This window comes from Nocardioides sp. Arc9.136 (genome assembly GCF_030506255.1).
Classification (GTDB): Bacteria; Actinomycetota; Actinomycetes; order Propionibacteriales; family Nocardioidaceae; genus Nocardioides.
Genome location: NZ_CP113431.1, coordinates 2,595,621 through 2,620,278 on the forward strand (window position 1 = coordinate 2,595,621; position 24,658 = coordinate 2,620,278).

Genomic DNA, 24,658 nt, shown 5'->3' on the forward strand with positions numbered 1-24,658 from the left:
GAGCCCTCCTCAGCGATCCGCTCAGAAGTCCTCGACGCCCACCGGCTGCGCCGGGAGCTCGGCCTCGGCATCGACGGTCGGGCCGACGCCGAGCTTCTCGAGGATCTTCTTCTCCAGCTCGTTGGCGAGGTCGGGGTTGTCGCGCAGGAAGTTCCGCGCGTTCTCCTTGCCCTGGCCGAGCTGGTCGCCCTCGTAGGTGTACCAAGCGCCGGCCTTGCGGACCAGGCCCGCCTCGACGCCGACGTCGATGAGGCCGCCCTCGCGGCTGATGCCCTTGCCGTACATGATGTCGAACTCGGCCTGCTTGAACGGCGGGGCGACCTTGTTCTTCACGACCTTGACCCGGGTCCGGTTGCCGACCATGTCGGTGCCGTCCTTGAGGGTCTCGATGCGCCGCACGTCGAGGCGGACCGAGGAGTAGAACTTCAGCGCGCGACCACCGGTCGTGGTCTCGGGCGAGCCGAACATCACGCCGATCTTCTCGCGCAGCTGGTTGATGAAGATCGCGGTGGTCTTGGAGTTGTTGAGCGCACCGGTCATCTTTCGCAGCGCCTGGCTCATCAGTCGGGCCTGCAGACCCACGTGGCTGTCGCCCATCTCGCCCTCGATCTCGGCACGCGGCACGAGCGCGGCGACCGAGTCGATGACGATCAGGTCCAGCGCGCCGGAGCGGATCAGCATGTCGGCGATCTCCAGGGCCTGCTCACCGGAGTCGGGCTGGGAGACGAGGAGGGCGTCGGTGTCGACGCCGAGGTTCTTGGCGTACTCCGGGTCGAGCGCGTGCTCGGCGTCGATGAACGCCACGATGCCGCCGGCGCGCTGGGCGTTGGCCACCGCGTGCAGGGCGACCGTCGTCTTTCCGGAGGACTCAGGACCGTAGATCTCCACCACGCGGCCGCGCGGCAGACCGCCGAGGCCGAGGGCGACGTCCAGGGCGATCGCCCCGGTCGGGATCACCTCGAGCGGGGCACGCGTCTCGTCACCGAGCCGCATGACCGAGCCCTTGCCGAACTGCCGCTCGATGTTGGCGAGCGCTGTGTCCAGCGCCTTGTCGCGGTCTCCACCAGCCATGGGGGTCTTCCTCGTCTCTCGTCGGGTTGCAGGCACGTCGACGACGCTAGAGCGAGCCACCGACAACGCCTGGTCAGCGTGCCGACTGCTGTGGACGACCTCGTCCAGCGTCATGCCTGTGGAGAGAATCTAGCCCGAACACCTGTTCGATCCACGCCCGCCACGCCGGTCCCGCAGGATCCGTCCGATCGTGCCGGCCACTACCCCCAGCGCGACGAGGGCGGCGAGCACCAGCCACCCGGCGGTGTAGTCACGGTCCAGCAGCGTCGGGTTGTCCTCCCGCGCGCCGAACCGGCCGAGCACCGGCACGGCGAGCAGCGTGACCGAGCCGAGGACCACCAGGCCGACCGCCGCCGGCGCCCGGGCCGGTCGGGGCAGCCACCGGCTCGCGACCAGCCCGAGGACCAGCACGAGCGGGACGAGCAGCGCGTCGTGCAGGACCGCCCCGCCGAGCAGCCAGGTGCCGACGTCGACCAGGTCGGACTCGCGGGAGACGAGCAGCCACGCGCCGTACGTCGCCAGCAGCACGCCCACCGCGGCCAGCACGACCCGGACGCCGGCGGTCACGCCGACACCTCCAGCCGGTCGAGCCACTTGGTCTGCAGGACGCCGGGGCGGTTCGGCGCGATCAGCCGTGCCGGGAACCCGTGGTCGAGGGCCAGGGGCTCCCCGTCCAGCGCCAGCGCGACCAGTGTCCGGTCGTCGTCGGCGAAGCCGGCCTGCAGCACGGTCGTCCGGTAGGGGCCGGACTCCTGCAGCGACCGGACGACGACGTCGCTGCCCTGCGGCGCCCCGACGGCGTCGAGCAGGTCGCGCACCCGCACGCCGGTCCACGTGCCCGAGGCGCTCCACCCCTCGACGCAGGCGATCGGGAGCTCCTCGGTGCGCTGCTCGAGGCCGAGCAGGTCCTCGCGGGTCAACCGGACCGTCCGGTCGCCGTGGGCGACGGTCAGCGCCCAGCCCGGCGCGGTCGCGGTCGCGGTGACCCCGGCCGCGACGGCGGACTTGTTGACCGGCAGGTCCTGCGGCCCCTCCCCCGAGCGCACCCCCAGCACGGAGACGCGACGCAGCAGCGGCACCGCCGAGCCCGCCGTGGCCAGCGCGGCGACACCGACGGCGAGCCAGGTCGTGCGCAGCAGCCCGCGGCGGCTCAGCACCGCACCACCCGGCTCCTCCTCGAGCCGGCGTCCCAGCTCCGTGCGGATGAGCGGCAGCTTGACGGCGATGTGGAGCACGAGCGCGCCGACGGCCACCCAGGCGACGGCGTAGTGACTGGTCCGGAAGGAGAACGACCACGGGTACCACTGCGCGGAGTTGGCCAGCCCGGTGACGAGCATGAAGACCGCGGAGGCCACCAGCACGAGGATCGAGAGCCGCTCGAGCGCGGTCACCGCCAGCCGGCGCAGGCCCCGCGGCGGACGCTGGAAGAAGCGCGGGTAGACCGTCCACAGCTTGACGAGCAGCAGCGGGACCGCGACGGTCCCAGTGACCACGTGCAGCCCCTGGGTGACGCGGTAGCCCCACGACGGGCTGGTCGGGAACGGCACCGGCTGGGAGGGCTGCTGCGCGTAGTGGCTGAGCAGGCCGGTCAGGAAGCAGACGCCGAAGCAGACGCCGAGCGCGGAGCCGACCCGCGCCGCGACGGCCGGGCCGTGCAGCGGCGAGGTGAAGTCCTCCGGGGCCGGGGCCTTCACGAGCCGGTTCGTGCCGGTCCCGAGGGCGTCAGCACCGCGACCCACCGGCCGCCGTGCTCGGCGGTCTCGTGCACCTCCAGCCCGGCGGCCGCGGCGACCCTGTCGACGTCGTCCATGCCGAGCACGGCCCACCGGAAAGGCCGGCTGAGCGTGCCGTCGCACTGCAGGCGCGCCCACGCCGCCGAGGACGGCACCCCCGGCGCGGCCAGCTCGACGACCACGCGGCCACCGGGCCCGAGCAGGTCGGCCGCGCGGGCGAGCAGCGCCTCGGGGTCGCCGCCGATGCCGACGTTGCCGTCAGCGAGCAGCGCGCTGCGCCAACGGCCCTCCCCCGGCAGCGGGTCCGCCAGGACGTCGCGCCGCAGCGCGGCCACGCCCCGGTCGCGGGTCTGCCCCACGGCCTCGTGGACGACGTCGATGCCGAGGACGACGTGCCCCAGCCCGGCGAGCGCCGCCGCCATCCGGCCGGGGCCGCAGCCGATGTCGAGGGTCGGACCCTCGCAGTGGCCCAGGATCGCCAGGTCGTCGGCGTCGGCCTCGGCCGTCCAGGACTCCACCGGCAGCAGCTCGGGAGCCTCTCCGAGGCCCACCACGGCGCAGGGCTCGCCGCGCAGCGCGTGGGAGAAGACGGTCGAGAAGGAGTCGTCGCTCAAGGTCACCGGGCCACCTCCTGCCAGGTGTGGGCGAAGTGCGAGGACGGCGCCCCGGCCGCCACCGCCTCGGCGTCCGCGACGGTGTCCACGTCGCGCAGCACCGGCGCGAGCCCCACCGTCACGCCGGCGGCGACCAGCGCGGCCCGCGTGTCGTCGTACGTCGTCGGCGTGGACATCTCGACACCGACGAGCGCGCGGGCGTGCGCGGGGTCGCGGAGACCCAGCACCCACCAGCCGCCGTCCTCCGCCGGGCCGAGCACGCCGTCGTGGGCGCCCAGCCCCTCGGCGACCTCCAGCAGCAGGTCGGCGGTGACCTGCGGGGTGTCCATGCCGACCTGCACGACCGGCCCGGGTCCCTCGGCGTGGGCGTGGGCGAGCCTGGCGGCGAAGTCCTCGCCGACCTGCGGCGTCACCCACCAGTCGGCCAGCCGGCGCTGGATCCGCTCACCGTGCACCGCCTCGTCGAGGTCGCCGGAGAGCGACAGGTGGCACTGCCGCGGACCGACGGCGTCGGCGCAGGCGGCGAGGGTGTCGAGCAGGGAGGCGGCGGCCACCTCGGCCGCTGCGTCCGCGCCGATGTCCTTGCCGAGCCGGGTCTTGACCAGGCCGGGGACGGGGGCCTTGGCGACGACGAGCACACGCGTCACTTCTCGAGCACCTTCCAGAAGTCTCGTGCGGCACGCAGCGTGCCGCGCACGGAGCCGGACACCTTCGACCGGGTGCCCTCGGCTCGGGGGTGGTAGGAGACCTCGCGCTCGGACACGCGCCACCCTGCGAGCGCCACCTTCTGCAGCAGCTCGACGGGGTAGCCGAAACGGCGGTCCTGGACGTCCAACGCGAGTAGTTCGGAGCGACCGGAGACCCGGATGGGTGCGATGTCGTGGACGTCGGTGCCGATCCGGCGCCGCAGCCAGGCGAGGATCACCGCGTTCCCGGCCCGGGCGTGCCAGGGCCAGACCCCGCGGCCCACCGGCCGGCGTCGTCCCACCGCCATGTCGTAGCGGCCCGAACGGACGTCCTCGAGCAGCGGGAGCAGCTCGGCGGGGTCGAACGACCCGTCGCCGTCCATGAACGCCACGTAGTCGTGGGTCGCCGCGAGCAGGCCGGAGTGCACAGCCGACCCGTACCCCGGCACCGGCTCGTGCACGACCGTCGCCCCCAGGCGCCGGGCCACGTCGGCGGTCCCGTCCGAGGAGCCGTTGTCCACGACGACGACGGCGAACTCCTCGGGGACGCGGGGCAGGAGGTCGGCGAGCGCAGGCGCCTCGTCACGGCAGGGAAGGACCAGGTCGCACACGGGCATGGGGGACAACCTAGGCGGACTGCTCAACGTGCGGGCCCGTCCGTAGGGTCTGGCCATGACCGCGACACGCCGTGCCGCCCTCGGACTCGTCCTCGCCGTCGCGCTCGTCGCGGTCGCCTTCGCAGTACCTCGCTGGGCCGACTGGGAGGTGTGGCCGCGCGCCCCGCGCTCGATGTCGGACCTGGCGATCCCGCCGCTGCACGGGCTGTGGGAGCCGAAGTGGTTCGGCCCGGGCACGGTGCCGGCGCTCGTGCTCGCCCTGCTGGGGTGGCGGTACGCCGTCGACCTCGCGGGCCGGCTGCCCTGGCGGCGCCTGCTGGCGGCGTCGTACGTCGCGGCGCTGGCGTGGATGCTCGCCCTCGCGCTCGTCGACGGCGAGTCGGGGCTGACCCGGGTGCTGGGCAGCGACGTTGAGTACCTCCCCACCGCCCGCGAGGTCGACGACGTCGGCGAGCTGCTGCGCACCTACGTCGACCGGATCCCGTACGACGCGGCGCCGGACAACTGGCCCACGCACGTCGCCGGGCACCCGCCGCTGGCGCTGCTGTTCTTCGTCGGCCTGGTGCGGATCGGGCTCGGCGGGGACCTGGCCGCGGCACTGGTCGTCGTGGTGCTCGCCGCCGCGACCGCCCCGCTGGTGCTGGCGACGGTCCGCGTGCTCGGCGCCGAGGGGGCCGCCCGACGGGCGGCGCCGTTCCTGGTGCTCACCCCGGCCGCGGTCTTCATGGCGGTCTCGGCAGACGCGCTCTTCGGGGCGGTGGCGGCCGCGGGACTGCTGTGCCTGGCGCTCGGCGCCACCCGCCCCGCCGACCGGCGCCGGGCGGCCGTCGCCTGGTCGGCGCTCGCCGGTCTCCTGCTCGGCTGCTGCGTGATGCTGTCCTACGGCCTGGGGCTGCTCGCGTTCCTCGCGGTCGCCGTCCTCGTGCTCGCCCGCTCCTGGCTCCCGCTGCCGGTGGCGGCCGCGTCGGCACTGGTGGTGGTGCTCGGCTTCGCGGCGGGCGGGTTCGCGTGGTGGGAGGCCTACCCGGTCCTCAACGACCGGTACTGGGAGGGCATCGCGGCGGACCGCCCGGCGGCGTACTGGATGTGGGGCAACGTCGCCGCCCTCCTCGTCTGCACCGGTCCCCTGCTCGGCGCCGGGCTCGCGTCGGTGCGCCGCGCGTCGTTCCGGCGGCCCGACCTGGTCGTGGTCCTGCTCGCCGGCGCCGCGCTGCTCGCCGTCGCCGCCGCCGATCTGTCCCGGATGAGCAAGGCCGAGGTCGAGCGGATCTGGTTGCCGTTCGTCCCCTGGATGGTGCTCACCACCGCGCTCCTGCCGGAGCGGTGGCGGCGCTGGGGCCTGGGGCTGCAGGTGGCGTTCGCGCTGCTCGTGCAGCACCTGCTCTACACGAGCTGGTGAGCCGGGCTTCCCGGGGGAATCCGGTGCTTCTCAGGGGATGCATCGCCTGAGGAGTGCCGGAATCCCCGGGGCCCCGGGGATTCCGACACCCCCTCACGCCCGCAGCGGCGCCGTCGCGAACTCCGCCAACCCGTCCTCGGGGCGGACCTGGGCGGAGAAGCCGAGCCCGGAGCGCGCCCGCTCGGGCGAGGCGACGACGTGCCGAACGTCGCCGAGCCGGTAGCCGCCGGTCACCTCGGGCTCGATGGCGTCGCCCGTCCGGGCCGCCGTGCCGCGCGCGACGAGCCGGGCGACGTCGAGGATCGGCACCGGCTCCCCCGAGCAGACGTTGTACGCCGCCCAGTGGCCGCCGCCCGCACCGGCGACCGCGTCGACCGCCGCCACGTTGGCGCGGGCGACGTCGTCGACGTGGACGAAGTCACGCATCTGGCCGCCGTCCTCGAAGACCTTCGGAGCCTCGCCGCGCTCGAGCGACGAGCGGAACATCGCCGCGACCCCGGAGTACGGCGTGTCCCGCGGCATGCCGGGCCCGTAGACGTTGTGGTAGCGCAGCGCCACCGCGGCGGCGTCGGCCTGCCGCACCCACGCGGCGGAGTAGTGCTCCTGGGCGAGCTTGCTGGCGGCGTACGTGCTGCGTGGTTCGAGCCGGGCGTCCTCGTCGACGGTCTCCCAGGTCAGCGGGCGGCCGCAGGTGGCGCAGTGGTTCTCGAAGTCGCCGCCGTCGAGCGCCTCGCGGCTGCGGGGCGGCGGGGTCTGCACGCCGTGCTCGGGGCAGGCGTAGCGGCCCTCGCCGTAGACGACCATCGAGGAGGCCAGCACCAGCCGGTCGACGCCCGCCTCGTGCATGGAGGCGAGCAGCGCGGCCGTCCCGAGGTCGTTGTGGCCGGCGTAGAGCGGCAGGTCGGAGACGGTGACGCCGGCCCCGACCAGGGCGGCCTGGTGGCACACGACGTCGACGCCGCGCAGCAGGTCGGTCCACTCGGCGGCGTCGCGGACGTCGAGCCGGTGGGTGCCCTCGGGCGGCTCCGCCTCGCCGTGGGCGTTGTCGAGCATCACGTCGACCCGGACGATCTCGTCGCCGCGCTCCTCGAGCCGACGACCGATGGCGGTGCCGATGAACCCGGCCGAGCCGGTGAGCAGGACGCGCATCACGGCACCTCGTAGGTCAGGTCGATGCCGTCGGCCCAGGTGCTGCACTCGCACCCGTCCGGGTCGGGCAGGGAGCCCACGACGCCGGTCAGCAGCCCCTTGAGCCGCTCGAGGTTGGCCTTGAACAGCGCGAAGACCTCCTCCTGCCCGACACCGGAACCGGACTCGACGCCGGCGTCCATGTCGGTCACCAGCGCGATCGCGGTGTAGCACTGCCGCATCTCGCGCGCGAGCGCCGCCTCGGGGGCGCCGGTCATGTTGATCAGGTCCCAGCCCTGCGCCGCGTAGTGCTGCGACTCGGCGCGGGTGGAGAACCGCGGGCCCTCGACGACCACCATGGTGCCGCCGTCGCGGATGCCGTCGCCGGCCGCGACGACGGTCTCGCGGAGCCGTGAGCAGTAGGGGTCGGCGAAGGGCAGGTGCACGGCCCCGCTGTCCACGAAGCTGCCCACCCGGCGGTGCGTGCGGTCGACGAGCTGGTCGGGCACGACGACGTCACCGGGAGCGACGGTCTCCCGCAGGCCGCCGACCGCGCACGGCGCGAGCACCTGCCGGACGCCCAGCGAGCGCAGCGCCCAGGCGTTGGCGCGGTAGTTGATGCCGTGCGGCGGGTGCGCGTGGTCCCCGCCGTGGCGCGGCAGGAACGCCACCCGTCGGCCCGCGACGGTGCCCACCGCCAGCGGCGCGGAGGGCGCGCCGTACGGCGTGTCGACGGTGAGCTCCTCGGGGTCGTCGAGGAAGGAGTAGAAGCCGGTGCCGCCGATGACGGCCACCTCTGCGCGCGCGTTCATGGCGCCACTGTGCCCGGTCGGGCGCTGCTCGACGCGGGTGGCGTCACTTCTCGCTGGGCGGCAGGCCGAGCGCGGACCACACCGCGGCCCAGACCTGCTTGGGCGCCACGCCGGCGTCGAGCGCCTCGCGCGCGGTCCGGCCACCCAGCTCGGCCATCACGAACTGGTCGGCCCACACCTCGTAGTAGCCCGCACCCAGCGCGCGCTCCAGCCGCGCCCAGAACTCGGTGTGTCGCATGGGCCCATCATCGCCGCCGGGCCAACTCGGGCGACGCGCCGGGTCAGCCCGCCCGCACGTCCCAGAGGTGGTGGACCAGGTCGTGGAGGTGGTAGCGGCCGAACGTGTCGACGGTGAACTCGCTGCCGTTGTCGCGCAGGCCGCGCCGCTCCCAGGCACCGGCCGGCACCGCGTCGTATGCCGCGGCGACGGTCTCGGCGGCGGCCAGCAGCTCCTCGCGGACGACCGCGGGGTCCTGCAGGTCGTACCGCTCCTCGAGGGCGGTCGCGTCCTGGTCCCAGTTCGGGAAGGTCGGGTCGTCCTGGGTCAGCATCAGGTCCAGCCGCTCGGCGAAGAGCCGGTCGACGTCGCGCACGTGGCAGGCGTACTCGGCCGGCGACCAGGTGCCCGGGTCGGGCCGCTCGGTCGCCGCCGGGTCGGCCAGCACGACCGCCCACGCCGCGGCGTTGTCGCGCACCAGCGCGCCGAGCCGTCCGCGGTCCACCGACGCGGCGTCGTACCCGCACTCGGGGCAGGGACGGTCGAGCACCCAGGTCCAGTCCTTGGTGTCGGGCTCGAGGGGTGCGGCGGCGCCGGGCGCGGTCAGGGGCGTGTCCATGCGCGCCATCCTCGCGGGCCGGGGCCGGGGGCGCCGCCGACTTCCTGCCGATCTCCGCCAGGATGGCGCCATGCTGGTCCGTCCCGCCACCGCCGCCGACCTGCCCGCCGTCGCCGCGGTCTACGACCACCAGGTGGTGACCGGCGTGGCGACCTTCGACCTCGAGCCGCAGGGCACGGCGTACTGGGAGCACCGGCTGGCCGCCCTGGGGTCCGGCGACCACCTCCTGGTCGCCGAGGAGGACGGCGGGGTGCTCGGGTACGCCGCGTCCGCGCCGTACCGCCCGCGGCCGGCCTACGACCGCACCCGCGAGGTGTCGGTCCACCTCGCCGACGCGGCCAGGGGCCGGGGCGTCGGCAGCGCGCTGTACGACGACCTGCTCGGGCGGCTCCGCGCGGACGGCGTGCACACCGCCCTCGCCGTCATCGCCCTGCCCAACCCGGCCAGCGTCGCGCTGCACCGGCGCTGCGGCTTCACCTCCGCGGGCGTCCTGCGCGAGGTCGGCTTCAAGCACGACCGCTGGATCGACACCGAGTGGTGGCAGCTGCGGCTCTGACGCGGACCCGACGCCGCGGCTCAGCCGCCCGGGAGCACGACGGTGATGCCGGGCGTCGCGGCACCGGGGGTCCCCAGCGCGGCGAGGGCTGCGGGCGCCTCGTCGAGCGTGATCCTGCGGGTGACGAGGGCTGCGGGGTCCAGGGTGCCGGCGGTGACCAGGTCGAGCATGGCGGGGTACTCGCGTGCGGACATGCCGTGCGACCCGAGGACCGCCAGCTCCTGGGCGACGACGACATCCATGGGCAGGGCGGTGGCGGCCTCCGTCCCGAGCAGGAGCCCGACCTGGACGTGGCGCCCCCGTCGGCGCAGGGAGCGGACCGACGCCGTGGCGGTGACCGGCGACCCGACGGCGTCGAGCGAGACGTGCGCGCCGCCGTCGGTGAGGTCGCGGACCGCATCGGCGACCGACGCGACGGCTGCGGGGTCGACCACCTCGGCGCCGAGCCGGCGTGCGGCGTCGCGGGCGGCCGGGTCCAGGTCCGTGGCGACCACGTGGGCGCCGAGCGCGACGCCGATCACCACCGCCGAGAGTCCCACGCCGCCGCATCCGTGGACGGCCAGCTGCTGACCGGCGCGGAGCTCGCCGTGGGCGTGCAGGGCGCGGAACGACGTAGCGAACCGGCACCCCAGCGCCGCCGCCGCGTCGAGGCCGATCCCGTCGGGCACGCGCACGAGGTTGGTGTCCGCGGCCGGGACGGCGACCCGCTCGGCCCAGGACCCGGCGTAGGTGAAGCCCGGCTGCACCTGGTCGGGGCACACCTGGTGCTCCCCCGCCGCGCACCACGAGCACCGTCCGCACGCGACGACGAACGGCACGGTCACCCGGTCGCCAGCCGACCACCGGGTGGTGCCCGCGCCGACCTCCACGACGGTCCCGGCCAGCTCGTGGCCGGGGACCATGGGGAGCGGCACGGGGTCGTGGCCCTGCCAGGCGTGCCAGTCCGAGCGGCACACCCCCGTCGCCGCGACCTGGACGACCACGCCGTCGGCCGGGCAGGCCGGCTCGGCCACGTCCTCGACGGCCGGCGTCGCGGCGTGCTCGCGGTAGACCACGGCTCTCATGGCGCGGAGCCTAGTGAGGGAGCGACCGGCGGCCGCGCCGGGCGCGGGTCAGGCGCCGGTCGGGGTGTGGCTGGCCTGCTCGGAGGTGCGCGGCCCGGTCTGCTCGGACTCCTCCTGCGTGCCCTCGGGGTCCTGGGTCCGCTCGTCGGACTCCTCGAGGATCGCCTCGGCCTGCGCCTCCGGGTCGGCGCTGCCGGCGGCCTCCTCCTCGGGCAGGAGCTCGGCACGGCGGTCGATGCGCGCCTGGTCGGCGGCGTCGTGGTCGTGGTGGCTCTGCTGCTCGCTCATGCTCCCGAACGTACCCGGGCAACGGTCCCCGCAAGCGCCGCCGGACCACTGTCGGTGCCCTGAGCGAGGATGGACGCATGCCCGAGGCACCCGATCCGCTGGCACGGTTCAGCGACGCGACCCGCACCTGGTTCGGTGCGGCGTTCGCCGCGCCCACGCCGGCGCAGGCGGGGGCCTGGGAGGCGATCGGCGCGGGCCGCCACGCGCTGGTCGTGGCACCGACCGGGTCCGGCAAGACGCTCTCGGCGTTCCTCTGGTCGCTCGACCGGCTGCTCAGCGGGCCGCGCCCGGACGACAAGCAGAAGCGGTGCCGCGTCCTCTACGTCTCCCCGCTCAAGGCGCTCGCCGTCGACGTCGAGCGCAACCTGCGCACGCCGCTGATCGGCATCCGCCAGACCGCCGACCGGCTCGGGACGCAGGTCCCCGAGGTCACCGTGGGCGTCCGCTCGGGCGACACCCCGGCCGCCGACCGGCGCAAGCTGGTCACGAACCCGCCCGACATCATGATCACGACGCCGGAGTCGCTGTTCCTGATGCTCACCTCCCAGGCCCGGGAGTCGCTGCGCGGGGTGGAGACCGTCATCGTCGACGAGGTCCACGCGGTCGCGGGCACCAAGCGCGGCGCGCACCTCGCGCTCACCCTCGAGCGGCTCGACGCGCTCCTCGACCGGCCGGCGCAGCGCGTCGGGCTGTCCGCGACCGTCCGACCGCTCGAGGAGGTCGCCCGGTTCCTCGGCGGCTCCGCGCCCGTCGAGATCGTCTCGCCGCCGTCGGCCAAGGAGTGGGACCTCCGGGTCGTGGTCCCGGTCGAGGACATGACCGCTCCCGAGCAGTACGACGAGGACTCCGAGGACCCCGGCCGCGCGCAGTCGATCTGGCCGCACGTGGAGGAGCGGGTGGTCGACCTGATCGAGCAGCACCGCTCGACGATCGTCTTCGCCAACTCCCGCCGCCTCGCCGAGCGGTTGACCGCCCGGCTCAACGAGATCGCCACCGAGCGCGCCGCTCCACCGCCGGAGGCGCTCGAGCGGCAGACCGGGGGCGGACCGACCGGCCCGCCCGCCCAGGTGATGGCCCAGTCCGGCTCCTCCCGGCCGGTCTCGGCCGACGACCCGTACGCCACGGTCGTGGCCAAGGCCCACCACGGCTCGGTCTCCAAGGACCAGCGGGCGCTGATCGAGGACGACCTCAAGCGCGGACGGATCCCCGCCGTGGTCGCGACGAGCAGCCTCGAGCTCGGCATCGACATGGGCGCGGTCGACCTCGTCGTGCAGATCGAGTCGCCGCCCAGCGTGGCCAGCGCCCTGCAGCGGGTCGGCCGCGCCGGGCACCAGGTCGGCGAGGTCTCCCGCGGCGTGCTGTTCCCCAAGCACCGGGGCGACCTGGCCCAGACCGCGGTGGCCGTCGAGCGGATGCGCACCGGCGCGATCGAGTCGCTGCGCGTGCCGGCGAACCCCCTCGACGTCCTGGCCCAGCAGGTCGTCGCGGCGACCGCGATGGAGCCGTGGCAGGTCGACGAGCTCTTCGAGCTGGTCCGGCGCACCGCCCCGTTCGCGCAGCTGCCGCGCTCGGCGTACGAGGCGGTGCTGGACCTGCTGTCGGGCCGCTACCCCTCCGACGAGTTCGCCGAGCTGCGCCCGCGCATCGTGTGGGACCGCGTCACCGGCACGCTCACCGGCCGTCCCGGCGCCCAGCGGCTGGCCGTGACCAGTGGCGGGACGATCCCGGACCGCGGTCTCTTCGGGGTCTTCCTCGTCGGCGGCGAGGGCCCCGGCAAGCGGGTCGGCGAGCTCGACGAGGAGATGGTCTACGAGTCGCGCGTCGGCGACATCTTCGCGCTCGGCGCGACGAGCTGGCGGATCGAGGACATCACCCACGACCGGGTGCTGGTGACCCCGGCGCCGGGCATCCCGGGGCGCCTGCCGTTCTGGAAGGGCGACGCCCCCGGCCGTCCCGCCGAGCTCGGCGCCGCGATCGGAGCCTTCACCCGCGAGCTCGGCTCGCTCCCGCCGGCGAAGGCGGAGCAGGTGGCCCGCGACCGCGGCCTCGACGAGTACGCCGCCGGCAACCTGGTGACCTACCTCCACGAGCAGCTCGAGGCGACCAACACGCTGCCGAGCGACCGGACCATGGTGGTCGAGCGCTTCCGCGACGAGCTCGGCGACTGGCGGCTGGTCCTGCACTCCCCCTTCGGCATCCCGGTGCACGCCCCGTGGGCGCTGGCGATCAACGCGCGGCTGCGCGAGCGGTACGGCGTGGACGGCCAGGCGGTCGCCTCCGACGACGGCATCGTCATCCGGATCCCCGACACCGACGCCGACCCTCCGGGTGGCGACGTCGTGGTCTTCGAGGCCGAGGAGATCGAGGACCTGGTCACCACGGAGGTGGGCGGCTCCGCGCTGTTCGCCTCGCGCTTCCGCGAGTGCGCCGCGCGGGCGCTGCTGCTCCCCCGCCGGGACCCGGGCCGCCGTTCCCCGCTGTGGCAGCAGCGGCAGCGGTCCGCCGCCCTGCTCGAGGTCGCCTCGAAGTACCCCTCCTTCCCGATCGTCCTCGAGGCCGTGCGCGAGTGCCTCCAGGACGTCTACGACCTGCCGTCCCTGGTGGCGCTCATGCGCAGCGTCGACCGGCGCGAGGTGCAGGTGGTCGACGTCTCGACGCACGCGCCGTCGCCGTTCGCGCGAAGCCTGCTCTTCGGGTACGTCGCGCAGTTCATGTACGAGGGCGACTCCCCGATCGCCGAGCGGCGGGCGGCCGCCCTCTCCCTGGACCAGGGGCTGCTCGCGGAGCTGCTCGGTCGCGCGGAGCTGCGCGAGCTGCTCGACCCCGACGTGCTGGCCGAGGTGGAGGCCGAGCTCCAGCGCGTCCACCCCGACCGCCGCGCCCGCGACGCCGAGGGGGTGGCCGACCTGCTGCGCGGGCTCGGCCCGCTCAGCACGGCCGAGGTCGCCGAGCGCTGCGTCGACGGCGCCGACGTCACCGCCTGGCTCGGTGCGCTCGCGGACTCCCGGCGGACCACCCAGGTGCGCATGGCCGGTGAGGAGCGCTGGTCCTCGATCGAGGACGTCGGTCGGCTGCGCGACGGCCTCGGCGTGGCGGTGCCGCCCGGGACCCCCTCGGCGTTCACCGAGCCGGTCGAGGACCCCCTCGCCGACCTCGTCTCCCGCTACGCCCGCACGCACGGCCCGTTCACGACCGAGCAGTGCGCCGACCGGCTCGGCCTCGGGCAGGCCGTCGTCCGGCACACCCTGCAGCGGCTGGCCGGCCAGGGCCGCGTCCTCGACGGTGAGTTCCGTCCCTCCGGGTCCGGGTCGGAGTGGTGCGACGCCGAGGTGCTGCGCCGGCTGCGCCGCCGCTCGCTCGCGCGGCTGCGCAAGGAGGTCGAGCCGGTCGAGCCGGCCGCCCTCGGCCGCTTCCTCACCGCGTGGCAGCACGTGGACACCGGGTCCGGCCGGGGCCCGCGCGGCGTCGACGGCGTCCTGACCGTCATCGAGCAGCTGGCCGGCTGCCCGGTGCCGGCCTCGGCGCTGGAGCCGCTGGTGCTCTCTGCCCGGGTCCGCGACTACGAGTCCTCCTACCTCGACGAGCTCACCGCGTCCGGGGAGGTGCTGTGGGCCGGCCACGGCGCACTCCCGGGCTCCGACGGATGGATCTCGCTGCACCTGGCCGACTCCGCCCACCTGACCCTGCCCGAGCACGAGCCGTTCGAGCACTCCGAGCTGCACCAGGCGCTCCTCGACGCGCTCGCCCCCGGCGGCGCGTACTTCTTCCGCCAGCTCGCCGACACCGTCACCGCGTCGGTCGGCAGCACCCCGGACCCGGCGGTGTCGGCGGCGCTGTGGGACCTGGTCTGGGCCGGCCGGATCAGCAACGACACGCTGACCCCGGTGCGCGCGCTGGTGCGCGGCGGGTCGGCCAGCCACCGGACCAAGCGCTCGGCGCCCCGCGTGCGGATGTCCCAGACCACCCGCGGCCGGATGCCGGCCCGGACCGGCCCCCCGGAGACCGCCGGTCGCTGGGCGGTCCTCCCCGAGATCGACGACGACCCCACCCGGCGTGCGCACGCCACCGCCGAGCGGCTCCTGGACCGGCACGGCGTGGTCATCCGCGGAGCGGTCGTGAGCGAGCGGATCCCGGGCGGCTTCGCGGCGGCGTACAAGGTGCTGTCGGTCTTCGAGGACTCCGGCCGCTGCCGGCGCGGCTACTTCGTCGACGGCCTGGGCGCCGCACAGTTCGGCACCTCGGGGGCGATCGACCGCCTCCGGACCTTCTCCGAGCTCCCGCCCGACGCCAAGCCGGTGGCGGTCGCACTGGCCGCGACGGACCCGGCGAACCCGTACGGCGCCGCGCTGCCCTGGCCCGAGCGCGTGGTCGACAGCGACGCCGCCGACGGGAGGACCGCCGCCGGCCACCGGCCGGGCCGCAAGGCCGGCGCGATGGTGGTGCTCGTCGACGGCGTGCTGACGATGTACGTCGAGCGGGGCGGCCGCACGCTGCTGACCTGGACCGACGAGGAGGACCGGCTCACGCCGGCCGCGCAGGCGCTTGCCGAGGCCGCGCGGCGGGGCTCGCTCGGCCGGCTGACCGTCGAGCGCGCCGACGGCGAGCAGCTGCTCGGCTCGGGCTCCACGCCGCTGCGCGAGGCGCTGACCGCGGCCGGGTTCGTCTCGACGCCCAAGGGGCTACGGCTACGGGGCGCCGGTGCCTGAGGGCGACACCGTCTACCGCGCCGCCCGGCTGCTGGACCGCAGCCTGTCGGGCCACCGGCTGCTCCGGACCGACTTCCGGGTGCCGCAGCACGCGACGGTCGACCTCGCCGGGTCGACGGTCGTGCGCACCGTCTCGCGGGGCAAGCACCTGCTCACCCGGATCGACGGCGACCAGGGCAGCTGGACGCTGCACACCCACCTGAAGATGGAGGGTGCCTGGCGGGTCCACAAGCCGGGCGAGGGGTGGAAGCGGCCGGCCCACCAGGCCCGCGTCGTGCTGACGACCGACGACCGGGTGGCGGTGGGCTTCTCGCTCGGCATCGTCGAGCTCGTGCCCACCGCCGAGGAGGACTCCGTGGTCGGGCACGTGGGGCCCGACCTGCTCGGCCCGGACTGGGACGAGGAGGAGGCGCTGCGGCGGCTGCGGGCCGAGCCGGAGCGCCCGCTCGGCGAGGCGCTGCTCGACCAGCGCAACCTGGCCGGCATCGGCAACATGTACATGGCCGAGCTGTGCTTCGTCTCGGGCGTGCACCCGCGTGACCCGGTCGGCTCGGTGGCCAACCTCCCGCGACTGGTGCGCCGCGGGAAGCAGATGCTCGAGCTCAACAAGGAGCGAGCGGTCCAGTCCACCACCGGCGACCTGCGCGAGCGGATGTGGGTCTACCGGCGCGACAGGTCACCGTGCCGGCGGTGCCGCACGCCCATCGCGGTGGCGATGACCGGGCCCGCCGGGCGCGAGCGCGCGGCGTACTGGTGCCCGAGCTGCCAGCCGGAGCGGTCGCAGGACTGAGCCGCGGTCGAGCCGGGGACCGTCAGGCGGCGGAGGCGACGACCTCGCCGGCGCTGCGGTGGGCGGCGACCTTGCTGGCGGTGATCGGGATGGGGGCCAGCGCGGCCTCCTCGACGGCGACCGCGTGCGAGACGTCGCGCAGGACGTCGCTCAGCGGCACGTCGAGCGCCCCGCAGAGCGAGGCGAGCAGCTCGGAGGAGGCTTCCTTCTGGCCGCGCTCGATCTCAGAGATGTACCCGAGGCTCACCCGGGCCTCGGCCGACACCTGCCGCAGGGTCATCCCGCGCTGCATCCTGTGCTCGCGGAGCACGTCGCCGAGCAGCCGACGAAACAGCACCATGCGGGTTCCCCTTCCTGGTCGGTTGGTCAACGCTACCCGATCGCGGTTTCTTCCGTGCCCAGCATGTCCTCGAGCGCCGACAGTGCCTGCTGCACCGTCAGGTCCTGGATCGTGACGCGGTCGCCGCCGAGCTCGAGCTCGACGGCCTCGAGCAGCCCGGGGCCGGAGAGGCCGACGAAGACGGTGCCCGCCGGCTTGCCCTCCTGCTCGCCCGGTCCGGCGACGCCGGTGGTCGACACGCCGTACGTCGCGCCGGTCAGCTTGCGGACGCCGACCGCCATCGCGCGGGCGCACTCGGCCGAGACGACGCCGTGCTCCTCGATGACCTCGTCGGACACCTCGAGCAGGCTGTGCTTGAGCTCGGTGGCGTAGGTGACCACGCCGCCGAGGAACGTCTCGGACGCGCCCGGCGTCTCGGTGAGCTTCACCGCCAGCCGGCCACCGGTCAGCGACTCGGCCGAGGAGATCGTGTGCCCACTGGCACGCAGCAGCAGGTGGACGCGGGCGGCGACGTCGATCACGCAGCGATCGTAGGCGGCCACCGGTGGTCCCGTGCGCCGGGGCCTCCCCGGTGGGTCGGCACCCGTAGCCTCGCCGCATGCCGCTGCCGATCGAGGACTACGCGCTCATCGGGGACCGCCGCACCGCCGCGCTCGTCGGCACCGACGGCTCCGTCGACTGGCTGTGCCTGCCCCGCTTCGACTCCCCCGCCTGTCTCGCGGCGCTCCTCGGCACCCACGAGCACGGCCACTGGCAGCTCGTCCCGGAGGGCGTCTACAGCACCGAGCGCCGCTACGTCGGTGCCTCGGCGGTGCTGGAGACGACGTTCACGACGGCCGACGGCGTGGTGAGGCTGACCGACCTGATGCCCCGCGGCGACGGCCAGGCCGACGTCGTACGACGCGTGACCGGCGTGCGCGGCACCGTCCGGATGCGTCACGAGTGGCGGATCCGGCTCGACTACGGCGCCGTCCACCCGTGGGTCCGCCGGCAGCACATCCACGGCACGGAGGCGATCGTGGCCATCGCAGGCCCCGACCAGCTCGTCCTGCGGGGTCCCCGTCTCCCCCGCGCCAGCGACCACAGCCACAACGACGCCTTCGACGTCTCGGCGGGCGAGGAGCTGACGTTCTCGATGACCTGGCTCCCCTCGCACGTCGACGTGGAGGAGCTCGAGGAGGTCGAGGACCGGGTCGCGCGCAGCATCGCGGAGGACGAGGAGTGGGCTCGCGCGTGCCGGTCCGACCTCCCGCACGCCGCCCTGGTGCAGCGCTCGCTGCTGACCCTGCGCCTGATGACCCACGAGGTCACCGGCGGCATCGTCGCCGCGCCCACGACCTCGCTGCCCGAGGAGATCGGCGGCGAGCGCAACTGGGACTACCGGTTCTGCTGGCTGCGCGACGCGGCCCTCACGATCACCTCCCTCATCGACGCCGGCTACACCGAGGAGGCGATGCTCTGGCGGGCGTGGCTGCTGCGCTCGGTCGCGGGCGACCCCGAGGACCTGCAGATCATGTACGCCGTCGACGGCGCCCGCCGGCTGACCGAGCACGAGCTGCCGCACCTGCCGGGGTACGCCGGCTCGCTGCCGGTGCGGATCGGCAACGGCGCCGCCGTCCAGCAGCAGCACGACGTGCTCGGCGAGGTGATGGACGCGCTGGAGCGGGTCCGGACCGCTCGCGGGAGGGCCGACGACGACGCCTGGGCGCTGCAGCGGGCGCTGGTCGACGACCTCGGCAAGCACTGGCGGGAGCCCGACCACGGCATCTGGGAGATCCGCGGCGAGCCGCGCCACTTCACCCACTCCCGGGCCATGGTGTGGGTCGCCTTCGACCGCGCCGTCAAGGCGGTCGAGCTCCACGGCCTCGACGGGCCGGTCGAGGAGTGGCGGCGCATCCGTGACGAGGTGCGCGAGGAGGTCCTGACCCGCGGGTGGAACGAGGCGAAGGGCACCTTCACCCAGCACTACGACACCGACGCGGTCGACGCCTCCCTCCTCGTCCTGCCGCTCGTCGGGTTCCTGCCCGGCGACGACCCCCGCATCCTCGGGACGATCGCGGCGGTCGAGCGGGAGCTGATGCGCGACGGGCTGCTGCTGCGCTACCGCACCGAGACCGGCGTCGACGGCCTCGCCGGGGACGAGCACCCCTTCCTCGCCTGCTCGTTCTGGCTGGTCTCGGCTCTCGCGCTGGCCGGTCGGACCGACGACGCCCGCGCCCTCTTCGACCGCCTCGCTGCGCTGGCCAACGACGTCGGCCTGCTCGCCGAGGAGTACGACCCCGTCGCCTGCCGGATGACGGGCAACTTCCCCCAGGCGTTCAGCCACCTGACCCTGGTGCAGGCCGCGCTCGTCCTCGCCGACGTCGCCGATGTCGCCGACGTCGCCGGCTGACCGGCCGCTGACCCGGGTTCGCTCCTGGACCACCGTGATCGTTCAATTGAACGATCACGGTGGCGTGGAAGCGCTTGCACGGCTGCTGCGGGCACCCGGATCGTTCAATTGAACGATCCGGGTGGCCGCAGCGCCCGCAGGACGCGCAGACGGGGGCCGGCCCGCGTGGGCCGACCCCCGTCGTGGTCGTGCTGGCGGGCTACTTCCCCGCGACCACGGTGATCGTGCGGGTGATCGTCCTGGCCGCCACGTCGCCGCGGCCGTTGTAGGTGATCGTCAGCGTCTTCTCACCGGCGCCGCCGAACGGCCACAGCCGGACGCTGGCCTTGCCGTTCTTGAGCCTGACGACCTTGGCCGGCTTGCCCGGGGTCTCGATGCGGACCCAGCCGTTCGCGTCCTCACCCTCGGCGGCCACGCGGACGGTGATCTTCGCCCGCGTCTTGCCGGCGACGATCCTGCCCGGGTTGACCGACGGCTTGATGCTCGGCGTCACCGGCTCCGGGGTCGGCTCGGGGTCGGTCGGGGTCGGGTCCGTCGGCGTCGGCTCGGGATCGGTCGGCCCGGGCGTCGGGTCCGTCGGGCCGGGGGTCGGCGGGTCGGTCGGCCCGGGAGTCACCGGGCCCGGGTCGACCGGGCCGGGGACGCTGTCTGCGACGAGGTCGAGCCCGACGATCTCCGGGTTGTGGTCGGACGCACCGAACGGGTCGGCGGAGTACAGGTCGACGACGTTGTTGTTGAACCGGCCGTACTGGTACCCGACCGACTCGTTGGAGTTGATCGTCCAGATGTCGACGCCGGTCACCAGCTCGCGAGCGGCCGCGTTCGCGAAGACGTGGTCGAGGGAGCCGTACAGCCCGGAGAACGAGTAGGACTCCTCGTCCGGGTCGTCGGTCGACTCGAGCGCCGTCCAGCCGTTCTCCTCGAGCAGCTGGACCGGGTCCTCCTCGCTGTAGGAGTTGAAGTCGCCGGTCAGGAACACCGCGTCGATCGACCGCTTCTCCGCGAAGTCGTCGGCGAAGGCGTCGAGCGCACGCGCCTGCCCGATGCGGTCCGGGTTCGCGTTGCCCTGGCCGGTGCCGTCGTCGGCGCCCGATCCCTTGGACTTGAAGTGGTTCACGATGACGCCGAACGCCTCGGCGTCGGGGGCACCCACGGCCTTGAACGCCTGGGCGAGCGGCTCGCGTGCGTTGTCGAAGTTCACCTCGTCGATCAGGACCGACGACGTCCCGACGGGCGCCACCTTGGCCGGCTGGTAGATGAAGGCCGTCCGGATGACGTCCTCCTGCGCCGGGGTCGGCAGCTCCGAGGCCGGCGGGGACGGCACGAACTCCCAGACCTCCGAGCCGGCCGCCTCGTTGAGGGCGTCGGTGAGGGTGCTGAGGGCGAAGTCGCGGTCCTTGCCGAACTGCACCGAGTTCTCGATCTCCTCGAGGGAGACGACGCTCGCGCCGAGCCGGTTGATCGCCGCGACGATCTTCGCCTCCTGCCGCTCGAAGTCCTCCGTCTCGGCTGCGCCCCGCGGACCGTTGTTCGTGCAGCTGTTGACCGTGACGGGGTTCTTCGCCCGGTCGACGTAGTAGGTGCAGGTGCCGAGCCCCTTGGACTCGAACTCCTTGCCCGTCGTCGGGAAGTAGTTGAGGACGTTGAACGTCGCGATCCGATTGTCGCCGCCGACGTCCGCCGGCGCCGCGTTCTCGGCGCGGAGGTCCTCGAACTCGGCGACGTCCGTGCCGAGCCCGGTGACCGGCTTCGTCGGCTGCAGCTTGTAGAGACCGTTGCGGTGGTCGACGACGAAGGCGCCCTTCAGCACCGCTTCGGCGCCGACCGTGACCGAGCGCTGCGCATCGAGCCAGGACAGCGGCTCACCGCTGGCGGCACCGCCGAAGTTCTGGGACTTGCCGTCGTCGAGCGTGACCAGGCGCCGCGCGTTGTCCTGCTCGACGGACCTCGGGTCACCGGTCTGGGCGTCCTCGACCTCCGTCGGCTGGATGAGCGGGCGGTCCCCGGTCGCCAGCCCGACCTCGCCGTACTGCCAGGTCGCGTAGCTGTTGGTGACGGTGAAGTCGTCCGTCGGGTCGATCAGCTCGCCCTCGTGCGCCTCGCGCTCCGCGTCGGTGGTGTACCAGGCGACGCTCCGCGGCTGCACCGGCGCAAGCGTCTGGGTGAGCGCGGTGTACGTCGCGCCGCCGATCTGCGTCAGGCTGGCACCGCTGCTGGTGTACTCGCCCGCCTGACCCGTCACCTCCACCGAGTCGCCGATCTGCGGGTACGTCGCGAATCCGGCCGTGCCGGCGTACACGAAGATGCCGTCGGACGCACCGGGGGTCGTGTCGACCGCCGTGCCTCCGGTGCCGGCGGTCTGCAGGTAGAACCCGTTGAGGCCGCCGCTCGGGTAGACCGCGGTGACGACGCCCCGGGTCACGACCTGCTGGCCCGCGAGCGACGTGGCCGTGCCGGTGCCCTGGATCTGCGCGATCGTGCGCGCGGTCGGGGTGGCCGGCGGGGTCGGCTCCTCAGGTTCGGCCGTGCCCCTCCCGGAGGCGGTGGGGCTCGGTGCAGCGACGACCAGGTCTACGGAGTTGTTGTCCGTGTCGGCCCCGGTGGCCGCTCGGTTGGCCGAGCTGGTGCCCGACAGCGCGGTTCCCTGGTTGGCCTCCTCGAACGTGTTGGCGGTGCCGTAGCCCACGGCGTCGACGACGGCCGACGACGCGCCGGTGATGTCACCGGTGGGAAGACCGGAGATCGTGCTGGCCTGGTTGCTCAGGACCACGAGGCCCGAGTTCGCGCCCAGGTTCACGCCGCCGCTGACGTCAGGCGTGGGCAGCGCGGCGCCGCTGTCGCCTCCCGCGGCGCCGACGAGGAAGTGCCCGCCGGCCGGGATGGTCCCGGAGAGGTCGATCTTGTTCTGCAGGTTGCCGCCGGCGCTCCGCGACGGGCTGCCGTAGAAGACGGCCCAGCCGTCCAGGCGCACGTCCGCGGTGGTCGGGTTGTACAGCTCGATGAAGTCGTTGGCGTAGGTCGACGCCGGCAGGGTGCCGCTGACGGCGAAGCCACCTCCGCCGTAGACCTCGCTGATGACGAGGCCGCTGCCGTCGGGAGCGGCGAAGGCGGGGAGCGGAGCGAAGGACAGCCCGGTCGCGGCGACGGCGAGACCGGAGAGCGAGGCGAGGAGCCTGCGCGGGGAACGCCCGGATGAGGGCATGACGGAACCTCCGAGAAGGGGGGGTGGGGGGAGACTGCAGGCGGAACGACCGCGGGGCCTGCCGATCGGCAGGCCCCGCGGGTGGATCACTTCTTGCTGACCCGGAACTTCACGACCTGGGTGTCGGACGTCGTGCTGTCGTTGCCGAGGTACTTGATGCGCACCTTCTTCTGGCCCGGCTTGCCGTAGCCCTTCAGCGTGAACGCGACCTTGCCGTTCTTGCCGAGCTTGATGGTCGTGGCCTTGCCGAAGCGGAAGACCTTGATCGACCCGGTGGCCGGTCGGCCGCCGGCGGTGACGGCGGCCTTGAGCTTCACGGCCCGGCCGACGACGGCCTTGCCCGGCTGGGTCGCCTTGAGCTCGGCGGCGTTCTTGCCGACCGTGGTGGTCAGCACGGCACCCTGCTCGCTGGTGAGCGTGATGACGTCACCGGCCTTGGCCGACGCGGGGACGACGAGCTCGACCTGGGCGGCCCGGTCGGTGACCGGGAAGGTGCCGATGGTCCTGCCGCCGAGGGTGGCGGTCAGCTGGGTGTCCGCCGGGACGCTGCGCGAGGTGAGACCGAGCTTCTCGACGCGGAACGAGACCGTCGTGCCGGGCTTCACGGTCGCGGGGATGGTCGAGAAGACCTGGCGCTGGGTGAAGTCGGGCTCGATCGGCGAGTTCGCGGCGAGGTAGCTGCGCCACAGCTCGGCGTCGAGGAGGCCGGTGTCGGTGTAGGTGCCCTCACCGAAGGCACGGAAGTTGTCACCACCGGTGGCGAGGAACGACAGGGTCGAGACCGTGTAGGTCTTCGCCGGGTCGAGCGGCTTGCCGTCGACGGTGACCGAGGTGATCCGCTGGCCGGCCGGCTTGGAGGGGTCGGCGACGACGCGGACGTTGTCCGACAGCCCCAGCTGCAGGTAAGGCCGCGAGGGCACGGTGCCGTCGGCGTTGGTCTGCCACTGCTGCTCGAGGACCTTGGTCAGCGAGGCGCCGGTCAGCTTGACCAGCGCGACGGTGTTGTTGAACGGCAGCACCGCGTTGGCCTCGGCGAACGTGACCACGCCGTCGGTGTTCGCGGGGTTCTTCGCGGCGTCGCCGGCGAACAGCAGGTCCGCGCGCAGGCCGCCGGGGTTGGTCAGGCCAAGGTCCGGCTCCGCGATGGAGGAGAGGCCGTCGCGCAGGGCGTTGGCGACCAGTCCACCGAGGGTGGACTCCGAGGCGCGGTCGTCGCGCTTGCCGTCGGCGAACGCGGTCGTGATGTCGCCGGTGATCTTCCCGACCGGCTGGTTGCCGATCGCGGCGGCCTCCGCGAGCGCGGCGTCGACGATCGTGGCGACCTCCGCGACCCGCGGGAGGGTGGTGTCCGCGGTGGCGACGCGCGCGACGTTCGTCGCGGTGTACGCCGAGACCTCACCGGTGGCGTCGTCGACGGTCAGGTCGACCCGACCGATGTTCTCGCCGTAGGAGCCGGTCTGCAGGACCGGCCGGGTCTTGCCCGCCACGCCGGGGACGGGGGCGTCCCAGGCGTACTGCTTGTGGGTGTGACCGGTGAAGATGACGTCGACCGTGGCCGAGGTCTTGGTGACGATGTCGGCGAAGACACCGCCGCCCGCGATCTCCTGCTCGAGGGTCGCCTTCTCCGGGGTGCCGGCGCCGGCGCCCTCGTGGTACTCCGCCACCAGGACGTCGGCCTCGCCGTTGTCGGCCTTGCCGTCGGAGAGCTGGGTGGCCACGCGGTTCACCGCGGCGACCGGGTCACCGAAGGTCAGCTGGGAGATCCCGGCCGGGCTCACCAGGGACGGGGTCTCCTCGGTGATCACGCCGATCACGCCGACGGTGACGCCGCCGACCTCGTAGGTGGCGTACTCGTCGAGCGCCGGGGTGGTCGTGCCCTTGGTGTAGACGTTCGCACCGAGGTAGTCGAAGTCGGCGGCGTCCTGCACGCGTCCCTCGAGGTCGGCGAAGCCGCGGTCGAACTCGTGGTTGCCCACGGCGGACCCGGCGAGGTCGAGGGCGTTCAGCACGTCGATCGTCGGCTGGTCCTGCTTGTTCGACGAGGCGAACAGCGAGGCGCCGATGTTGTCGCCGGCCGAGAGGAAGAGCGTGTTCGCGTCCCCCGCGTCGGTCCGGGCCTGCTCGATCGTGGTCGCGAACTTGGTGGTGTTCTCGTCGATGCGACCGTGGAAGTCGTTGATGTTGAGCAGGGTGATGTCGACGTCGGCGGCGTGGGCGGGGGCGGGGATGAGCACGAGGGTCGAGGCGGCGAGCCCGAGACCCAGGGGTGCGACCAGCCGCTTGCGGGATGCAGGCATGTAGCGGAACTCCTGGAAGGGGGAACGGGCCGAGGCCCGAGGACAGCCCCGGATGCGGGCGCCAGCACACGTCATCGCCGTCGACAGACGACGTCCCGAGACGAGCGCGAGCAAGCGGAAACCTTCC

Annotated in this window: 21 protein-coding genes; 5 read left to right on the top strand and 16 right to left on the bottom strand. The window is 73.9% G+C overall.

The features are described 5' to 3' along the window. Window positions 1-21 precede the first annotated feature (21 nt). The 6 genes from recA to OSR43_RS12665 all read right to left on the bottom strand — a co-directional run bounded on the left by recA (window position 22) and on the right by OSR43_RS12665 (window position 4,721). On the bottom strand, window positions 22-1,071 hold the full coding sequence (recA, locus tag OSR43_RS12640; RefSeq protein WP_302266910.1) for a recombinase RecA: 1,050 nt from the start codon (window positions 1,069-1,071) through the stop codon (window positions 22-24). Between the two features lie 129 nt (window positions 1,072-1,200). Continuing rightward, a complete protein-coding gene (locus tag OSR43_RS12645) occupies window positions 1,201-1,638 on the bottom strand; it encodes a hypothetical protein (RefSeq protein ID WP_302266911.1) in 438 nt (145 codons plus the stop codon). Beyond that, the gene (locus OSR43_RS12650; protein ID WP_302266912.1) at window positions 1,635-2,765 is read right to left on the bottom strand and encodes a molybdopterin-dependent oxidoreductase; all 1,131 of its coding nucleotides are present in this window, start codon (window positions 2,763-2,765) and stop codon (window positions 1,635-1,637) included. The genes OSR43_RS12645 and OSR43_RS12650 overlap by 4 nt, the downstream gene beginning before the upstream one ends. Then, window positions 2,762-3,424 (bottom strand): bifunctional 2-polyprenyl-6-hydroxyphenol methylase/3-demethylubiquinol 3-O-methyltransferase UbiG, encoded by a 663-nt coding sequence (locus OSR43_RS12655; RefSeq protein WP_302266913.1) that lies wholly within the window; start codon window positions 3,422-3,424, stop codon window positions 2,762-2,764. Before OSR43_RS12655 ends, OSR43_RS12650 begins: the two co-directional genes overlap by 4 nt. After that, on the bottom strand, window positions 3,421-4,065 hold the full coding sequence (locus tag OSR43_RS12660) for a DUF2064 domain-containing protein (protein WP_302266914.1): 645 nt from the start codon (window positions 4,063-4,065) through the stop codon (window positions 3,421-3,423). The genes OSR43_RS12655 and OSR43_RS12660 overlap by 4 nt, the downstream gene beginning before the upstream one ends. Beyond that, window positions 4,062-4,721 (bottom strand): glycosyltransferase family 2 protein, encoded by a 660-nt coding sequence (locus tag OSR43_RS12665; RefSeq protein ID WP_302266915.1) that lies wholly within the window; start codon window positions 4,719-4,721, stop codon window positions 4,062-4,064. Before OSR43_RS12665 ends, OSR43_RS12660 begins: the two co-directional genes overlap by 4 nt. Window positions 4,722-4,776: 55 nt before the next feature. Here OSR43_RS12665 and OSR43_RS12670 point away from each other — a divergent pair, with 55 nt between their 5' ends. Beyond that, a complete protein-coding gene (locus OSR43_RS12670; protein WP_302266916.1) occupies window positions 4,777-6,120 on the top strand; it encodes a hypothetical protein in 1,344 nt (447 codons plus the stop codon). A 93-nt stretch (window positions 6,121-6,213) separates the two neighbouring features. Here OSR43_RS12670 and OSR43_RS12675 read toward each other — a convergent pair whose 3' ends face one another. The 4 genes from OSR43_RS12675 to OSR43_RS12690 are packed head-to-tail and all read right to left on the bottom strand — an operon-like array spanning window position 6,214 to window position 8,896. Then, window positions 6,214-7,269 (bottom strand): NAD(P)-dependent oxidoreductase, encoded by a 1,056-nt coding sequence (locus OSR43_RS12675; RefSeq protein WP_302266917.1) that lies wholly within the window; start codon window positions 7,267-7,269, stop codon window positions 6,214-6,216. After that, the gene (locus OSR43_RS12680) at window positions 7,269-8,060 is read right to left on the bottom strand and encodes an S-methyl-5'-thioadenosine phosphorylase (RefSeq protein ID WP_302266919.1); all 792 of its coding nucleotides are present in this window, start codon (window positions 8,058-8,060) and stop codon (window positions 7,269-7,271) included. Before OSR43_RS12680 ends, OSR43_RS12675 begins: the two co-directional genes overlap by 1 nt. Window positions 8,061-8,103: 43 nt before the next feature. After that, on the bottom strand, window positions 8,104-8,298 hold the full coding sequence (locus tag OSR43_RS12685) for a DUF3046 domain-containing protein (protein WP_302266921.1): 195 nt from the start codon (window positions 8,296-8,298) through the stop codon (window positions 8,104-8,106). Between the two features lie 43 nt (window positions 8,299-8,341). Next, a complete protein-coding gene (locus OSR43_RS12690) occupies window positions 8,342-8,896 on the bottom strand; it encodes a DinB family protein (RefSeq protein ID WP_302266923.1) in 555 nt (184 codons plus the stop codon). A gap of 70 nt (window positions 8,897-8,966) precedes the next feature. Between OSR43_RS12690 and OSR43_RS12695 the strand changes: the two genes are divergently transcribed. Beyond that, the gene (locus OSR43_RS12695; RefSeq protein ID WP_302266925.1) at window positions 8,967-9,452 is read left to right on the top strand and encodes a GNAT family N-acetyltransferase; all 486 of its coding nucleotides are present in this window, start codon (window positions 8,967-8,969) and stop codon (window positions 9,450-9,452) included. A gap of 20 nt (window positions 9,453-9,472) precedes the next feature. Here the strand turns inward: OSR43_RS12695 and OSR43_RS12700 are convergent, their stop codons facing one another. Both OSR43_RS12700 and OSR43_RS12705 read right to left on the bottom strand, forming a co-directional pair. Further along, window positions 9,473-10,516 (bottom strand): zinc-dependent alcohol dehydrogenase family protein, encoded by a 1,044-nt coding sequence (locus OSR43_RS12700; RefSeq protein ID WP_302266927.1) that lies wholly within the window; start codon window positions 10,514-10,516, stop codon window positions 9,473-9,475. A 48-nt stretch (window positions 10,517-10,564) separates the two neighbouring features. Beyond that, a complete protein-coding gene (locus OSR43_RS12705) occupies window positions 10,565-10,804 on the bottom strand; it encodes a hypothetical protein (protein ID WP_302266929.1) in 240 nt (79 codons plus the stop codon). A 77-nt stretch (window positions 10,805-10,881) separates the two neighbouring features. Between OSR43_RS12705 and OSR43_RS12710 the strand changes: the two genes are divergently transcribed. Continuing rightward, entirely contained in the window at window positions 10,882-15,510 is a 4,629-nt protein-coding gene (locus OSR43_RS12710) for an ATP-dependent helicase (protein WP_302266930.1), read from the top strand. Next, window positions 15,503-16,300, top strand: a complete 798-nt coding sequence (locus OSR43_RS12715; protein ID WP_302266931.1) for a DNA-formamidopyrimidine glycosylase family protein — start codon at window positions 15,503-15,505, stop codon at window positions 16,298-16,300. The genes OSR43_RS12710 and OSR43_RS12715 overlap by 8 nt, the downstream gene beginning before the upstream one ends. A gap of 22 nt (window positions 16,301-16,322) precedes the next feature. Here the strand turns inward: OSR43_RS12715 and OSR43_RS12720 are convergent, their stop codons facing one another. Continuing rightward, the gene (locus OSR43_RS12720) at window positions 16,323-16,640 is read right to left on the bottom strand and encodes a helix-turn-helix domain-containing protein (RefSeq protein ID WP_302266932.1); all 318 of its coding nucleotides are present in this window, start codon (window positions 16,638-16,640) and stop codon (window positions 16,323-16,325) included. Between the two features lie 32 nt (window positions 16,641-16,672). Then, complete coding sequence (locus OSR43_RS12725; RefSeq protein WP_302266933.1) at window positions 16,673-17,161, bottom strand: CinA family protein; 489 nt, start codon at window positions 17,159-17,161, stop codon at window positions 16,673-16,675. A gap of 77 nt (window positions 17,162-17,238) precedes the next feature. Here OSR43_RS12725 and OSR43_RS12730 point away from each other — a divergent pair, with 77 nt between their 5' ends. Further along, window positions 17,239-19,032 carry a glycoside hydrolase family 15 protein gene (locus OSR43_RS12730; RefSeq protein WP_302266934.1) on the top strand — a complete coding sequence of 598 codons (1,794 nt, stop codon included), beginning with the start codon at window positions 17,239-17,241 and terminating at the stop codon, window positions 19,030-19,032. A gap of 199 nt (window positions 19,033-19,231) precedes the next feature. Here OSR43_RS12730 and OSR43_RS12735 read toward each other — a convergent pair whose 3' ends face one another. Further along, complete coding sequence (locus OSR43_RS12735) at window positions 19,232-22,234, bottom strand: ExeM/NucH family extracellular endonuclease (protein WP_302266935.1); 3,003 nt, start codon at window positions 22,232-22,234, stop codon at window positions 19,232-19,234. Between the two features lie 86 nt (window positions 22,235-22,320). After that, window positions 22,321-24,531 (bottom strand): bifunctional UDP-sugar hydrolase/5'-nucleotidase, encoded by a 2,211-nt coding sequence (locus OSR43_RS12740; RefSeq protein WP_302266937.1) that lies wholly within the window; start codon window positions 24,529-24,531, stop codon window positions 22,321-22,323. Between the last annotated feature and the right edge of the window lie 127 nt (window positions 24,532-24,658).